This window comes from Cupriavidus basilensis (assembly GCF_000832305.1).
Lineage (GTDB): Bacteria > Pseudomonadota > Gammaproteobacteria > Burkholderiales > Burkholderiaceae > Cupriavidus > Cupriavidus basilensis_F.
Map to the genome: position 1 here is coordinate 3,553,785 of NZ_CP010536.1, position 14,416 is coordinate 3,568,200.

Annotated in this window: 13 protein-coding genes and 2 pseudogenes; 5 read left to right on the top strand and 10 right to left on the bottom strand. The window is 63.5% G+C overall.

What is annotated here, in order from left to right; translation table 11 throughout:
• Window positions 1-95 precede the first annotated feature (95 nt).
• A complete protein-coding gene (locus RR42_RS16415) occupies window positions 96-728 on the bottom strand; it encodes a TetR/AcrR family transcriptional regulator (protein ID WP_043348998.1) in 633 nt (210 codons plus the stop codon).
• A gap of 117 nt (window positions 729-845) precedes the next feature.
• Between RR42_RS16415 and RR42_RS16420 the strand changes: the two genes are divergently transcribed.
• Window positions 846-1,739, top strand: a complete 894-nt coding sequence (locus tag RR42_RS16420) for an NAD(P)/FAD-dependent oxidoreductase (protein WP_043349002.1) — start codon at window positions 846-848, stop codon at window positions 1,737-1,739.
• Window positions 1,740-1,756: 17 nt separating this feature from the next.
• On the opposite strand, the pseudogene RR42_RS41635 reads toward RR42_RS16420, so the two are convergent.
• Window positions 1,757-1,879: pseudogene (locus tag RR42_RS41635) on the bottom strand (DUF736 family protein); the annotation flags it as partial.
• A gap of 71 nt (window positions 1,880-1,950) precedes the next feature.
• On the opposite strand from RR42_RS41635, the gene RR42_RS16425 reads away from it, so the two are divergent.
• Entirely contained in the window at window positions 1,951-2,814 is an 864-nt protein-coding gene (locus tag RR42_RS16425) for a class I SAM-dependent methyltransferase (RefSeq protein ID WP_043349006.1), read from the top strand.
• 98 nt (window positions 2,815-2,912) lie between these two features.
• A pseudogene (locus tag RR42_RS16430) lies at window positions 2,913-3,254 on the top strand (IS5/IS1182 family transposase); the annotation flags it as partial.
• Window positions 3,255-3,731: 477 nt separating this feature from the next.
• On the opposite strand, the gene RR42_RS16435 reads toward RR42_RS16430, so the two are convergent.
• The 8 genes from RR42_RS16435 to RR42_RS16465 all read right to left on the bottom strand — a co-directional run bounded on the left by RR42_RS16435 (window position 3,732) and on the right by RR42_RS16465 (window position 10,468).
• Entirely contained in the window at window positions 3,732-4,736 is a 1,005-nt protein-coding gene (locus tag RR42_RS16435; RefSeq protein WP_043349010.1) for an NAD-dependent epimerase/dehydratase family protein, read from the bottom strand.
• 52 nt (window positions 4,737-4,788) lie between these two features.
• Complete coding sequence (hydA, locus tag RR42_RS16440; RefSeq protein ID WP_043349013.1) at window positions 4,789-6,225, bottom strand: dihydropyrimidinase; 1,437 nt, start codon at window positions 6,223-6,225, stop codon at window positions 4,789-4,791.
• Window positions 6,226-6,269: 44 nt separating this feature from the next.
• On the bottom strand, window positions 6,270-7,043 hold the full coding sequence (locus tag RR42_RS16445) for an amino acid ABC transporter ATP-binding protein (RefSeq protein ID WP_330218524.1): 774 nt from the start codon (window positions 7,041-7,043) through the stop codon (window positions 6,270-6,272).
• Window positions 7,043-7,759 (bottom strand): amino acid ABC transporter permease, encoded by a 717-nt coding sequence (locus RR42_RS16450; RefSeq protein WP_063778419.1) that lies wholly within the window; start codon window positions 7,757-7,759, stop codon window positions 7,043-7,045. The genes RR42_RS16445 and RR42_RS16450 overlap by 1 nt, the downstream gene beginning before the upstream one ends.
• Before the next feature lie 67 nt (window positions 7,760-7,826).
• Entirely contained in the window at window positions 7,827-8,627 is an 801-nt protein-coding gene (locus RR42_RS37780) for a substrate-binding periplasmic protein (RefSeq protein WP_082054922.1), read from the bottom strand.
• Between the two features lie 239 nt (window positions 8,628-8,866).
• Window positions 8,867-9,043, bottom strand: coding sequence for a hypothetical protein (locus RR42_RS40445; RefSeq protein WP_158408288.1), 177 nt, complete (start codon window positions 9,041-9,043; stop codon window positions 8,867-8,869).
• 145 nt (window positions 9,044-9,188) lie between these two features.
• Window positions 9,189-9,734: a cupin domain-containing protein gene (locus RR42_RS16460; RefSeq protein WP_082054923.1), complete on the bottom strand. Its 546-nt coding sequence runs from the start codon at window positions 9,732-9,734 to the stop codon at window positions 9,189-9,191.
• Window positions 9,731-10,468 carry an NAD-dependent epimerase/dehydratase family protein gene (locus RR42_RS16465; RefSeq protein WP_043349016.1) on the bottom strand — a complete coding sequence of 246 codons (738 nt, stop codon included), beginning with the start codon at window positions 10,466-10,468 and terminating at the stop codon, window positions 9,731-9,733. Before RR42_RS16465 ends, RR42_RS16460 begins: the two co-directional genes overlap by 4 nt.
• A 141-nt stretch (window positions 10,469-10,609) precedes the next feature.
• Here RR42_RS16465 and RR42_RS16470 point away from each other — a divergent pair, with 141 nt between their 5' ends.
• Window positions 10,610-12,142: a PLP-dependent aminotransferase family protein gene (locus tag RR42_RS16470; protein ID WP_043349020.1), complete on the top strand. Its 1,533-nt coding sequence runs from the start codon at window positions 10,610-10,612 to the stop codon at window positions 12,140-12,142.
• A 221-nt stretch (window positions 12,143-12,363) separates the two neighbouring features.
• Entirely contained in the window at window positions 12,364-14,412 is a 2,049-nt protein-coding gene (gene fusA, locus RR42_RS16475; RefSeq protein ID WP_043349025.1) for an elongation factor G, read from the top strand.
• Window positions 14,413-14,416 lie beyond the last annotated feature (4 nt).

The window sequence follows — 14,416 nt, forward strand, 5'->3', positions numbered from 1 at the left end:
TCGAATGCAGCGCGACGTTCGGCATAAAGAAGGCGCCGATTGAAATCTGACCCAGGCGGGTCATTTTTACAGCGGCGCTAACAGATAGCGCACCTTTAGATGCCACCGTGCGCGGCGATGAACATGGCGACGGCCGACCGGCAATAGGATTCGATTTCGTTGTCGTCCCCTGCTCTCGCCTCATCGAAGCGTGCGATAAGCAGGAGATCGGATCCTTTGAAAAGCGCGGCAAACAAGCGGGCGGACCGGAGAGCATCGGGCACGTTCAGAACCGCCTTCGCGTGCAACTGACGCAACAGGGCCTCGATTTGGGCGATGACATAGGCGGGCCCGGCTTCGTAATGGAGCTTGCTTAACGACTTTTGATTCGTCTTGTCGGCCAAGACCATGGCTTCGACACTGCGGACGTCCGGGCTCAACAGCGTGCGAAGCAGGGATGATCCCACCGCCATGAGCTGATCTTCGGCCGAACCGTTGACGCCTTCAAAAAGGGCCTGTGGTGCAAACTGATGGCAGTGGGCCGCCATGGCCGCGCTGAACAGCGCCTCCTTGTTCTCGAAGTGCCGATAGATGCTTAGCTTGGATATCTTCGCCCGCTGGGCGACCTTGTCCATGGTCGTCGCTTGAAAACCCAATTCCACAAAGAGTTCGCAGGCGGCGTCGACTATCGTTTGGCGAAGCGCCTCGTTGGCGGGCCGGCCGCGCCGGCCCTGGCTGTTTTCGGTCACGACAATTCCAGTACTTGACAGTATTAAAATTCCTGCATTACGATACCACATAGTACCCTAAATGTGCAAGCCAGGCCCAGCCCAACCCCCTCCATCCACAACACGGAGCCCATCACCATGGATGACGTCATCATCATCGGCGGCAGCTTTGCCGGCCTCGCCGCCGCCCTGCAGCTCGGCCGTGCCCGCCGCAAGGTCACCGTTCTCGATACCGGCCGGCCGCGCAACCGCTTTGCCGGCCACTCGCATGGCCTGCTCGGCCACGATCACAAGCCGCCGCTGGACATCCTAGTCGAGGCGCGGCAGCAGTTGGCGCGCTATCCAACGATCAGGCTGGTCAATGCCCGGGCCGAGAGCGTGTCTGGCGCCATCGACGATTTCTGCGTCGTCACTGACGATAACGAAAGCCTAAGGGCGCGCCGCCTGATACTGAGCTATGGCATCGCCGACCAGATGCCTGATGTTCCGGGCTTTGCCGAAAGCTGGGGCACGTCCATCGTGCCCTGCCCCTATTGCGACGGCTTTGAAGTCGCCGGCCAGCATTGGGGCCTCGTTTGGTCCGGCCCGCAGTCGCACCAGTCTGTCAGGCTGTTCCGCGATTGGACTGACAAATTGACTGTCTTCGCCGATGGTCATGCCATTGCGTCCGATATCCAGGCCGATCTGGCGCGCCGCAACATACCTGTCGTCGATGGCCGGATCGTCGAGATCGCCCATCACAAGGGCCATATCACCACCGTCAATCTCGATACCCGCCGCAATGTCGCGGTCGACGTCCTGTTCGCCCAGCCGCGCAACAAGCCGTCCGCAAGCCTGCATGAATCGCTGGGCCTCGCCACGGTGGATACGCCCGCCGGCATCGCCATTAAGGTCGACGAGCGCCGCCAAACCACCATGCCCGGCATCTACGCCGCCGGCGACCTTGCCACGCCCCTCTTGCCCTCGGTCACCCAGGCATCATCGCAGGGCGCGATGGCGGGTATCTTCGCCCAGCAGTCGATGCTGGTTTGAGAGCACAGATTCACTTCTCCCGTTGCGTCGTCGCCTTCGAAAAGGTTGGCGTAGATCGGCGCGGTGAAGGACGGATCGTCGAGTTTGACGGAATGGCAGGAGCGGTTGTCCCTCGAGGTCCGGCACCAGGCGGCACCGATCATCGGTTCGGCTCCCCCTTGCCTCGAACAAAGGGTAGCTAGTTAATAACGAATCAGAACAAGGAGATGACATGGCAGAGCAAAATGCCTATCAGGTCGCCGACTGGAATGGTCAAAGCGGGGAGCGCTGGGTCGCCAACCAGGCCCGGCTCGACGCTATGGTGGCGGTGTTCGGCCAGGCCGCAATAGAAGCCGCCGCGCCCGCGACGGGTGAGCGCGTGCTGGACGTCGGCTGCGGCGCGGGCGCGTCGAGTCTGGCTCTGGCCGCCCGCGTCGGCGCGGGGGGACAAGTGCTGGGCGTGGACATATCCGCACCGCTGATCGGCCGAGCGCGCGCGCTTGCGCCACAGGATACGCCGGTCCTGTTCCAGGTGGCCGACGCCAGCAGCGCCGAGCTGCCCGAGGGCGCGTTCGACATCCTGTTCTCGCGTTTCGGGGTGATGTTCTTCGACGATCCGACAGCGGCGTTCACCCATATGCGACGCGCGCTGCGGCCCGGCGGGCGGGTCGCTTTCGTCTGCTGGCGCGGCGCGGCCGAAAACGATTGGGTGCGCGTGCCGATGGGCGCGCTCAAGGGCATCGTCCCGCCGAGTGCGCAGCCCGATCCCGAAGCGCCCGGCCCATTTTCGTTCGGCGACCGGGGGCGCGTGGCACGCATCCTGACGGCGGCCGGCTTCACCGATATCGCTATCGTGCCCTTCGACGCTTCCGTCCCGTTCGGCGAGGGCGGGACGCGGGACGCGGCGATCGACGACGCGGTGAAGATGACGCTCGAGGTCGGCCCACTGTCGCGTGCGCTCGCTGATCAGCCCGACGACATCCGCGCCCGCGCCTCGGCCGCGGTTCGTGCCGCATTCGCGGGACTCCCCGGCGAGCGGTCGGTGATGATCGACGGCGCTGCGTGGATCGTCATGGCACGCAATCCGGCAAGCTGACAGGCATTAACAGGGGAGACGCCCCGCTCGGTGGAGCTGGGCGTCTTTGGGCGCTCAGACTGATGTCCCTTCTGGTTTGGAAGCCGCCATTAGCGAGCAAGGAGGCCGACGTGTTTGGCGATGCGGGCGATCAGGGCATAGACAAGCGCGAAGAGACGCAGAAGCTGAAGGTGCGTTGGCACGCGGCATTGCGCCCGGGCAAGCGACGCGCGTTGGACAAGGCCACCGTGGTGGGCAAGCTCGCCGATGAACTGGAGCGGGTCAAGGCGCGTATCCGGGCGAAAGCGGAACATCCGTTTCGGGTCATCAAGCGCCAGTTCGGGCATCTAAAGGTGCGCTATCGCGGCCTGATGAAGAACACGCAGCAGTTGCACACGCTGTTCGCTCTGAGCAATCTGCGGATGACGCGCGAACGACTGATGCGCGAGGCCATTGCATGAGCGCAAAAGCCGCCCGAGCGGGGAGGCAATCGGCGCCTTCTTTATGCCCAACGTCGCGCTGCATTCGAGCCCGGTGCCGCACCGCCTGCACCGCATCGGCGCTATGTTGATGGCTCAGTGCGGCAAAACGAGTTCTGAACACCATCCTTAGCTCGATTCTCTGGGCCTGAGATGCCACAAGAAGGAACTGCCCGGTGAGGCGCGGCTGGCGGACTATCTGACAGCGAGGTACCTGGCGCTCGACTGCCAGCCGGGGCAGGTTAAAGAGGCGCTTTCGCCAGGTGCGGCGTGCCAGCGGGATATGGCGTGATACGGCGTGATACGGCGTGATAAGCCACGCGAAGTGCTGGCGCGTCTCTTGATGGCGATGCGCCTGTATCCGCCGGGGAGCCGCGACCGATGCGCCGCGACCACGCACCACATCGCGCCCATTCGTTCGAATTCGCCCCCGTGCTCCCTGGCTCGGCGCGCATGCGATCAGGATCCCGTGCTGCCTTGCGCAGCCCCCTCATACACGCTCGCCCGCCACTGCAGATAATCGGAAAAGGCTCGCTCCTCGTGGAAACGCGGCGCAAATCCGAGGTCTTGTCGCAAGCGCTCGACCGAAAACGGCGGTCGCGCGGCCGGGGCATGCACACCAACATTTGCGTCCTGCCGCCGCGCAACCCGTTCGTACGTAAAGCCCGGATAGACCGCGCGCAGGCGTTCGCACCATGCGGATGGCGACCAGCGCCGGCCCGTACCGATATGGTAAAGAGAATGCGCCAGGTTGATTGCATCGGTGATTCCGACGATGGCATCGGCGGCGTCGCCGGCGTAAAGCCAGTCGTCCGGCAAGTCAGCGCAGAAGCGCGCTGGGTGTCGCGCTTCTGCCAATTGGGCGAGCAACAGGGGAATACTCATCGTGTCGCGCACGCCGGTATCGTATTCCCATCGTCCGAATACCACGCCGAGCCGGGCCACTATCACGTCGAGGCTTCGCGTTGCCCGGTAGCGCAGGGCCGCGCGCTCCGCGGCATATTTCGTGATCCCGTACAGTGACTCCGGCTCCGGCACATCGCGATCTTCGACCAACTCGGTCTGCCCGTGGCCACCCATGCCGTACACCGCACCGCTGCTCAAGTGAACGACTCGATGCACGCCTGCGGCGCAAGCCGCATCAAGCACGTTGAGCGTGCCGATCAGATTGACCTCGGCGATTAGTGGAGCCTGCGAGTGCTCTCGCGCGAGGCTCGCGGTGATCGCGGCGCCATGGATGACTCGCGAAACGTCGTGATGGCGTAGCGCGTCGACAATCGAGCCGCGATCCCGCACATCGCCCGATTTGAACAGGAACGTTCCCGCAAGCTCGCTGAGTTGCTCGAACGCTGGCGCGGGCGGCGGTTCGGGTCCAAACGCGATAACCGTATCGCCGCGGGAAAGCAGGCACGCGGCAACATTCAACCCGATAAAACCCGAGCCCCCGGTGATCAGGACTGTCATCGCGCCGCTCCTGGCAGGCAGAGCGGATTCGCCCCGCAACAGCCTCCGGCGGTCATGCGAGCCATGGCGCAGGCGCTGGCCGCCTGCCGACGCTGCCGATACGCTCGCAAGGAACGAGCGTTCCATGGCCAGCGCAAGCCCGCAGCGTGCCCTCGTGGCAGACGATGACACCGCGGCTCACTGTCGTTACCGGCATGCCGCGTACGTTCGTTCCTTCATAGACCGTGTAGCCGGTGCCGTCGTGCAGCGTGGCCGTCGAGAGCGTAGCTTCGGCCTGCGGATCCCAGAGCGCGAGATCGGCATCGGCGCCCAGCGCGATCTTGCCTTTTCGGCCATCGAGGCCAAATACCCGCGCGGGCCCCGTCGACGTCAATTCGACGAATCGCTCGAGCGAGATCCGCCCTTTGGTCACGCCTTCGGAAAACAGCAAAGGCAGCCGCGTTTCTAGTCCAGGCAAGCCATACGGAATCTTGTTGAATGGCGGGTCGTCCCCGGCCTGCCACTTGCCATGCGGTCCGTCGAGATGAAATACCGAGTGATCGGATGAGAAACAGGAAAACAGACCATCGCGCAAACCGTCCCATAGCGCGGCCTGATTGCTGGCATCGCGCGGGGGCGGTGAACAGCAATATTTGACCGCCTCTTTCGCCGGCCGATCGAGATCGCTTTCAGTCAACAGCAGATACTGGGGGCAAGTCTCGGCGAGGATCGGCAGGCCCTGACGCTGAGCGATAGCGATCTGCTCGGCAGCTGCAGCGGAGGATACATGAACCACGAAGATGGGGATATCGAGGAGTTCCGCCATGCTGATCGCGCGATGCGTGGCTTCTCGCTCGGCAAGCGCGGGCCTTGCGTGAGCAAGATACTTCGGCTTCCTGTAGCCGAGCGCGAGCAGGCGCTCGGTCAACCATCCGATCATGTCGTGGCTTTCGGCATGGATCATCGGCAGTACGCCGAGTCGGCGCGCGTGCAAGAGTGTTTCCAGCATCGCCCGATCGTCAAGGCGTAGCGCATCATAGGTCATGTAGAGCTTCACCGACGTGAAGCCCTCCGCCGCCAACGCCGGCAACTCCTCCTTCAGCACCTGCTCGCTGGGGTCGGTCACGATCATGTGGAACGCGTAATCGACCACCGCGCGTCCCGCTGCTCGCTCGCGATAGGCGGACACGCTTGCACGCAGCGAATCGCCTCGATGTTGCGCGGCGAAAGGCATCACCAGTGTGGTGCCGCCAAAAGCCGCGCCTACCGTCGCACTATAGAAATCGTCGGCGGTGGTGGCTCCGGTCGAGGTCATCTGTGCGATGTGGCAATGAACGTCGATGCCGCCGGGCAGCACGAGTTTGCCTGACGCATCGAGGACAGTCGCGCCTTCGAGCGGCGTTTCCGCCAGTGCCGCGATCCGGCCGTCCTTTACGCCCACATGAACGCGTTCCAGCCTGCCATCGATGAACACGCTGCCATTGCGCACTACCAGGTCGAACTCAGACATTGCGCGCGCCCCTCCCGAAAGCGTGATTGACTGCGGGTGCTCAGTCATTGCAACACCTTGTCGAGGAATTGCTTGAGTCTGGCGCTCTGTGGCCGATCGAATATGTCCCCGGGACTACCTGCCTCTACAACGCGGCCTTCGTCCATGAAGACGACGCGATCGGCGACGCGCCGGGCAAAGCCCATTTCATGCGTCGCGACGATCATCGTCATGCCTTCCGCCGCTACGGTTTCCATGGTCTGCAGCACTTCCCCCACACGTTCAGGGTCTAGCGCGGACGTCGGTTCGTCGAACAGGATGATCTTGGGGTCCATCGCCAGCGCACGAGCAATGGCGACACGTTGCCGCTGCCCGCCCGACAATTGCTCGGGATAGGCATCATACTTTCCCGAAAGGCCGACTTTCGCAAGCAGTTGGCGTCCCCGTTGTGCGGCATCCGCAAGTCGCACGCCGCGTACTTCGACCATGCCGAGCGTCACGTTTTCCAGCACGGACAGATGCGGCCACAAGTAAAACATCTGGAACACCATGCCCACTTCGGAGCGCACGCGAGCGAGCTCCCTGCCGGACATCGGCCGCGCTTTCTTACCGGCTTGATTCACGTGACCGACAGTTTGGCCGTCAATGGAAATGTCGCCGCGGGTCGGACGTTCCAGATAATTAATCGAGCGCAGCAGCGTGCTTTTGCCCGATCCGCTCGGGCCTATCAGGCAAACCACCTCGCCGCGCTGAACTTCAAGATTCACGCCATTCAGGGCCTTGACGGCGTCAAAGTGTTTGTAGAGATCGCGTACGTCGATCATCGGCACATCAATCATCACGCGCCCTCCCGCGTTGCAGCGCCGAGGCCGAGTGCGCGCCTTCGACGCGCTGGCAGGCCACGACGCTCGACCGTCGAGTTCTCGAAATGGAGCTGCACCAGCGTCAGTACGGTTGTAAGCGCCAGATAGATTGCCCCGGCTATCGTGAGGACTTCCACGGCGCGGTACGTGCTGCTGTAGATCGTCTGCGCGCTCAGCATCAGTTCTGGCACCGTAATCACCGACGCAAGCGACGTGCTCTTGGTATGACTGATGAAGTTGCCCATGTACGGAGGCAGCACGATGCGTGTGGCCTGTGGCAGGATGACATGCCGCAGAATCCGTGGATTGGTCATGCCGACCGCTTGGGCGGCCTCGCGTTGGCCACGGTGCACGGCGCGAATGCCGGCGCGAATAATCTCGGCGTTATAGGCGGCGGAACTCATCGAAAGGGCGATGATTGCCGCGGGCAACGCCTCGAGCCGCAACCCGAACATGGGCGCTGCGTAGTAGACGAAAAACAGATGCAACAGAACCGGCGTGCCCCGGAAAATCCAGATGTAGATGAACGCGGCGCCGCGCAGGACTGCATGGCGCGAGTCGCGCCCGAGGGCGAGCAGAAGGCCGAACACGGTTCCGCAAACCTGCGTCACCACGGCCAGGAGTATCGTCAGCAGCGCGGCCTTGAGCAAGATCGGCAGATATGGCAGAACCTGTACGAAATCGATATTCATGGGTTCCCCTCGTGCGTGGCAGTCGAATCGCTGCCCGCAGATGCGTTAGCGCTTTCGTTTGTTAAAGTCACTTCGTGTCTTCCGGTAGTTGGGCGCTGTAATGATCGATGCCGAAGTACTGCATGCCCCATTTGTCGAGCAGTCCGTTCTTTTTCATCTCCCGAATCGCCGCATCCACTTTGGCTTTCAGCTCGGCCGAACCTTTTGGCATTGGCGCGCCGACATAGCGGATCCGATAGGGCTCGCGGACAATCGACGCTACCCCCGGGCGTTGGCGTAACAGGTTCGCCGCCGAGGTATCCGGCGCGATGATGGCGTCGAGCCGAGCAACAGCGAGATCCGTGAACATTTCGGCGTAGCCGGCGTAACCCTTGAAGATCGCGAACTCCCCATACTGCTTTTCGAGTTCCCGAGCCGGAATTTCGCCATCGCTCGCGCCGGCGATAGCGCCGACGCGCTTGCCTTTCAGATCCTTGAAACTCTTCACGTCGGTCACCCCATCGCGCACGACGACGACGACTGCGGATCGCGAATATGGGATCGAGTAATCGAAGATAGCGGCTCGCTCAGGCGTGATATTGACGTTCGAGAAAACGATATCGAAGCGACCGGTTTGCAATCCGGGCAGAATCCCCTTGAATTCGAGGCGGTCCAGTCGCATGGGAATGCCGAGGTATTTAGCGACAAAGCGCGCGACCTGGACGTCATATCCGTCGAGCTCGTTCTGCGCGTTCGTAAATGACACCGGCGGCAGGTCGCCGCTCGTTGCTGCGTTGAGTTTCGCCGGCAGTGCGGCGAAAGCGACGCTCGCCGTCGCGAACCCACTGAGCAACGCCACTGCCGTGGCGGCATAAGTCCATCGTTTCATCGAACTCTCACTTGTTGTCGATTCGCGTGAAGAGCGGTTCCGCGCGCGAGACGCACACCACCGACTGGTGTTCGGCCATTGACGACGACGCCGTGGTTTGGGCTGCCGATGGATTACCGAACCTTAGGCCCCCCGGAACGTTGTCGCATGCTGGTCAGGAGGCTGTCCGTATCATAGGAACAAATATTTTCGTCGTCGCGTGCTTTTTGATGGTCGCCCTATAACCGCAGGTTAAGCGCTCAAGAGAAGTTGATTTGGCGTTTTTCCCCATAGCCGCCGAGAAGTTCAGTGATCTCGGAGCCGATGGTTTCCTTGGCCCGGGTGACAGAGTTGCCCCAGTGGCGCCTGGCCTGTTTCCAGACGATTGCAATCAGGTTCAGCGCGGGGCTGCAGGGCGGCGGATGCAGCAGCACCATGCGAGGTTCGGAGAGCCAGCGGTCAAGTGCCCGCTGATGTCCGCTGATCGATGTGGTGACAAATTCTTGCGTTATCGAACGCCACCATCGTCAACTGCCCGGGGATGCCGCTCTGGGGCGGCCGCCTGGGCACTGACCGTGAAATCTAATCCTGGGGCAGCACCAATGCCCCACAACCGGTGTCGGAAACGAATGTCGCAAGAAGCCGAGCCGGACGCGTCGGATCGGGATTCTCGGCGAACAGGTGAAGCGCGCGCGGCGGCTCAAACCAGGTCTGTCCGCTGACATAGTCGATGGCTGGTCCTCCCGCCAGTTGAGAGCGGATCGTCCCTTCCAGCACGACCGCCGTCACCGAACCCGGGTGACGATGCGCGGGCGTAAAGCCGAGCGGCGGAAAGTCGACGATGGCCGTCGTCAACGATTTGCCCGGCGCGTCAGGCAGGGCTTCGCACGACAGAATTTTTACGGTCGAAGCGGGACGGCCCGTCGCGCTGGCATCCGGCGATGCACTGGACAGCAGCGGATCGCCACCGCTGCTACAAATGCTGGCGAACCAGTCGATCACCGAACGGGGCGTCGCCGGACCGGGCGCCAGCAATGCCACTGCGATTGCCGCAAGCATCATGGGATTGCCCGGCAGCCGCGGCAGGTGCGCCAAGTGTGCGAGGAGCGGCAGAGCACGCGGGTTCATACCTGTGTCCCCGATCGCAGGTCCTGCGACCAACCCAGCTCACGCTTCGCCTTGGCACTGTTGACCTCGGCGTCGTCCTGCGCAATGTTGTATATCCCCGATGTGCCCCGTTCGAGCGCAAGCCAAGCCGCAAACGCGGCGGCTTCGACGTGCAGCGGGCTTGAGCCGGCGGGGACATCGCAACCCGTGCCGGGCCCGTAAATCTGTCCATACCGGAGCACGGTCCCGGTCAGCGGCGCCGTTTCCAACACATGGCGCTCCAGTGCCGCTACGCCCCGCACGCTAGTGCCGCGCGGGCCATGGGCATCGATATCGAGTGCGCAGCTTTCATCGTAGGGCGTCGCGCCTGGTCGATACGCCCACGCGATGCTTTGCGCAATCATCCGCTTGCTACCGGCTGAAATGGCCGCTGCCACCAGGTTACGCGTTCCTTCGTCGCGAATCCGGGCGTTGGCGGTCACCGCCTGGGCCATGCGGGCGGGGTCCAGCCCGGAGGGCAGATCGGTCAACTGGTGAATCACGCTATGCGGCGCGATGCGACCCAACGCGTCGCGTAGCGCGAGCGCATCGAATACGTCCACGACGACCGGCGTGACACCGGCGGCTTCGAGGTGTTTTGCCCGGTCGGGGCGCCGGGTGCTGCCGAACACCGTATAGCCCGCGGCGATTAGCAGGGGCACCAGTGCGGTGCCAATGGCGCCGCTTGCTCCGGCTACCAAAACCCTGTGCGTCATCTCTCTTCTCCTGTTTGCGATTGCGATTGCGAACGATGCAACGGGTTGTCGCATGCTTGATGACGAGCAGGATAGGGGTGTTAATGGTCACAAAAAAGGTCCATTATTGAGAAATTGATTGAGCCATTATGAAAAGCAACGATGCGCCGAGCCGAACAGATCGAACTTGCACTTGCGCCGCGACCGGACGGGATGCCATTGCAACGCTGGCTATACGACGAACTGCGCAACGCCATTCTGATGGGCCGGCTGTCGCCAGGGGCGCGCCTGCCTTCGTCGCGCGATCTTGCGGCACGTTTTGCGTTATCTCGCGGCACGGTACTAGGCGTGTTTTCACAACTCACGGCCGAAGGGTATCTGACGGGCGCGGTCGGGCGAGGCAGTTTCGTCGCGTCCGAATTGCCGGATCGACGTATCGACAGCAGCGATCGGCCGTCGATCAAGAAACGCGACGGACGGTTTGGCGCGCACGAGCGCAAGGGCAATGACGAGGACGATGACGGCGCGCGAAATCATGGTGTCGCACTCTCCGCACGTGGTCGTCTTCTGGGGCGAACAGCGTTTCAGGCGAGCGGCCGCTCGAGTCCCGCCAAGGCCTTTCGGGCCAGCCAACCCGATCTCGATGCGTTTCCGTTCGACCTATGGGCACGACTGGCGGCGAAACGCGCTCGCCGCACCCGACGCGATCTGCTCGGCGATGGTGAGGCGCAAGGGTATCGGCCGCTGCGCGAGGCGATTGCCGCATACGTGGGAATGTCCCGCGGGATTACGTGCACGGCAGACTGCGTCGTGGTGTTGGGCAGCGTCCAGCAGGCTATTGATCTGGGCGCGCGTCTGCTGCTCGATCCGGGCGACGTCGCGTGGATGGAAGATCCGGGCTACCCGGGCGCGCGCTTGGTGCTCGAAGCTGCGGGTGCCCGGGTTGTCGGCGTGCCTGTCGATGCGTGCGGTATCGACGTGGAATGGGGACGGCAGCACGCGCCAGACGCGCGTCTCGCCTATGTCACGGCCGGGCGGCAAGCGCCGCTCGGACCGCCGCTTGCGCTTGAACGGCGGTTGTCGCTGCTCGAATGGGCGCGGGAGCGCGGCGCCGTCATCATCGAGGATGACTACGACAGCGAATACCGCTTCGTGGGCAATCCATTGGCCGCGATGAAGGGCATCGATCACGATGGGCACGTGATCTACTGCGGAACGTTCAGCAAGGTACTGTTTCCCGCGCTGCGGACCGCATACGCAATCTTGCCCGAGCGGTTAGTCGACCCGTTCGTGGCTGCGTTGTCGCTGACTGCGCGGCATGTGCCACTGGACCAGCAGTCAGTGCTGCACGAATTCATCGCGGACGGCCATTTTGGCCGCCACATCCGTCGCATGCGCATGCTGTACGGCGAGCGTGCCGAAGCGCTCAATAGCGCCGCCGACCGGCATCTTTCGGGACTGCTGGATGTCCCTCGAATCATTGCAGGGCTCGATGCGCCGGCCTTTCTTCCGCCAGACATGGTCGACGCCGACGTAGCGCGCCGCGCGGCGTGCGAGGGCATCGAGACACGACCGCTATCGCTCTACGCGATCGACCGGCCGGCGCCGCCGGGGCTGGTGCTGGGTTTTGCGTCTGTCGGCATCGATGCCATCGAGGCGGGGGTGATAGCGCTTGCGCGCGCACTGGTGCGTTGACTGGTGGAAGCGTAGGTCCCGTGACGACGGCATCGCCAGGTGAATTGCAGGTGCGAAACAGTCATCGTGCAGCGCACCAAAAGAAGAAGCTCCTGCCGACAATCCCCTTCCCACCCAGCACACCGTCGCCACCCTGCACGAGATCCGGATTCACCCCACATGGCGTTCCCACCCCATTTCGCCAATAATGGTCTAACTGACATTGCCGGACGAGGGCGACCATGCTTTATAGTCCCGATGCAATTCGTACCGTCGCCCTGCTGGGGCACGCGGGGTGCGGCAAGACCTCCCTGGTGGAGGCGCTGCTGCACAAGGGAGGTGCGCTGCACATTCCCGGCAGCGTGGAGCGCGGCACCACGGTCTGCGACTTTGATCCGCTGGAGCGCAAGTACCACCACTCGCTCACCACCGCGGTGGCCCACCTGCACTATCGCGACGCCCGCATCTACCTGCTGGACACGCCCGGCTATCCCGATTTCTCCGGCTTGTCGATGAGCGCCCTGGCGGCGGTGGAGACGGCTGCCATCGTCATCAACGCGCAGACCGGCATCGAGATGACGACCCGGCGCATGATGGCCTGGGCGCAGGCGCGCAAGCTGTGCCGGATGATCGTGGTCAACGGCATCGACAAGGAGAAGGTGGACCTGCCCAAGCTGCTGGCCGATATCCAGGAGGCGTTCGGCAAGGAGTGCTTGCCGATCAACCTGCCGGCGGGGCGCGGGGGCGAGGTGGTGGATTGCTTCTTCAACCCGGCGGGCGAGGCGGATTTCCTGTCGGTGGCGTCGGCGCACGAGGCGCTGGTCGATCAGGTGGTGGAGATCGATCCGCAGCTGATGGAGCTGTATCTGGAGCAGGGCGAGCAGATCGCGCCGGAGCAGTTGCATGCGCCGTTCGAGCGGGCGCTGCGCGAGGGCCACCTGGTGCCGATCTGCTTTACCTCGGCGGCCAGCGGGGCTGGTGTCGCGGAGTTGCTCGATGTGTTTGTGCACTTGCTGCCGAACCCGGCCGAGGGCAATCCGCCGTTGTTTTACCGTGATGCGGGCGGGCGCCAGGTAGCGATTCGCGCGGAGCCGGTGCCCGACAAGCATGTGCTGGCGCATGTCTTCAAGATCACGATGGACCCGTATCTGGGCAAGATGGCCGTATTCCGCATCCACCAGGGCACGGTCACGCGCGACAGCCTGTTGTTTATCGGCGATGCGCGCCAGCCGTTCAAGGTGGCGCATCTGCTGATGCTGCAGGGCAAGGAGCGCGTTGAAGTGCCGCAGGCCGGGCCGGGCGATATCTGCGCCGTGGCCAAGATCGACGAGATCGCCTTCGATGCCGTGCTGCACGACGCCAGCGAGGACGGCAACATCCACCTGGCCCCGCTTGACTTCCCCACCCCGATCTACGGCCTGGCGATCGAGCCGGCGCGCCGCGGCAACGAGCAGCGCTTGTCGGAGGTTCTGCAGAAGCTTGGCGCGGAAGACCCCTGCCTGCGCATCGAGCATCCGGCGGGCACCAATGAGACGGTGATGCTTGGCCTGGGCGAGCTGCAACTGCGCTGCGCGCTGGAGCGCCTGACCGGCCAGTACAAGCTGGAGGTGGTGACGCGGCCGCCGAAGATCGCTTATCGCGAAACCATCGGCGGCAAGGCCGAGGGGCATCATCGCCACAAGAAGCAGACGGGCGGTGCTGGCCAGTTCGGCGAGGTGCAGCTGCGCGTGGAGCCGCTGCCGCGCGGCACGGGCTTCGAGTTTGTCGATGCGGTCAAGGGCGGCGCGATTCCGGGCCAGTTCATCCCCGCCGTGGAAAAAGGCATCCGCCAGGTACTGGAGAGCGGGCCGCTGGCGGGCTTTCCGATGCAGGACGTGCGCGTCACCGTGTTCGACGGCAAGAGCCATTCGGTGGATTCGAAGGAGGTGGCGTTCGCGGCGGCAGGGCGCAAGGCCTTTATCGAGGCCGTGCTCAAGGCGCGGCCGAGCGTGCTGGAGCCGATCGTGGATATCGAGGTGACGATGCCCGAGGCGTCAATGGGCGACATCATCAGCGACCTCTCCGCCAAGCGCGGCCAGGTGCGTGGCACGCGCACCGCGGCGGGCAACAGCGTGCTCGTCGCCGGACAGGTGCCGCTGTCGGAGTTGAACGACTATCAATCGCGCCTGAACAGCATCACAGGCGGCCACGGCAACTACACGATCCAGCTCAGTCACTACGAAGCCGTGCCGCCCGCCCAGCAGCAGGTGATGGCGTCGCAGCACAAGGCGCATGGCAACGGCGTGGACTGAGGGG

Coding starts and splice junctions, on each gene's coding strand:
- RR42_RS16470 (WP_043349020.1), top strand. CDS start 10,610: ATGCGCCGAGCCGAACAGATCGAACTTGCACTTGCGCCGCGACCGGAC.
- fusA (WP_043349025.1), top strand. CDS start 12,364: ATGCTTTATAGTCCCGATGCAATTCGTACCGTCGCCCTGCTGGGGCAC.
- RR42_RS16425 (WP_043349006.1), top strand. CDS start 1,951: ATGGCAGAGCAAAATGCCTATCAGGTCGCCGACTGGAATGGTCAAAGC.
- RR42_RS16450 (WP_063778419.1), bottom strand. CDS start 7,759: ATGAATATCGATTTCGTACAGGTTCTGCCATATCTGCCGATCTTGCTC.
- RR42_RS37780 (WP_082054922.1), bottom strand. CDS start 8,627: ATGAAACGATGGACTTATGCCGCCACGGCAGTGGCGTTGCTCAGTGGG.
- RR42_RS16465 (WP_043349016.1), bottom strand. CDS start 10,468: ATGACGCACAGGGTTTTGGTAGCCGGAGCAAGCGGCGCCATTGGCACC.
- RR42_RS16420 (WP_043349002.1), top strand. CDS start 846: ATGGATGACGTCATCATCATCGGCGGCAGCTTTGCCGGCCTCGCCGCC.
- RR42_RS16445 (WP_330218524.1), bottom strand. CDS start 7,043: ATGATTGATGTGCCGATGATCGACGTACGCGATCTCTACAAACACTTT.
- RR42_RS40445 (WP_158408288.1), bottom strand. CDS start 9,043: ATGGTGCTGCTGCATCCGCCGCCCTGCAGCCCCGCGCTGAACCTGATT.
- hydA (WP_043349013.1), bottom strand. CDS start 6,225: ATGTCTGAGTTCGACCTGGTAGTGCGCAATGGCAGCGTGTTCATCGAT.
- RR42_RS16435 (WP_043349010.1), bottom strand. CDS start 4,736: ATGACAGTCCTGATCACCGGGGGCTCGGGTTTTATCGGGTTGAATGTT.
- RR42_RS16460 (WP_082054923.1), bottom strand. CDS start 9,734: ATGAACCCGCGTGCTCTGCCGCTCCTCGCACACTTGGCGCACCTGCCG.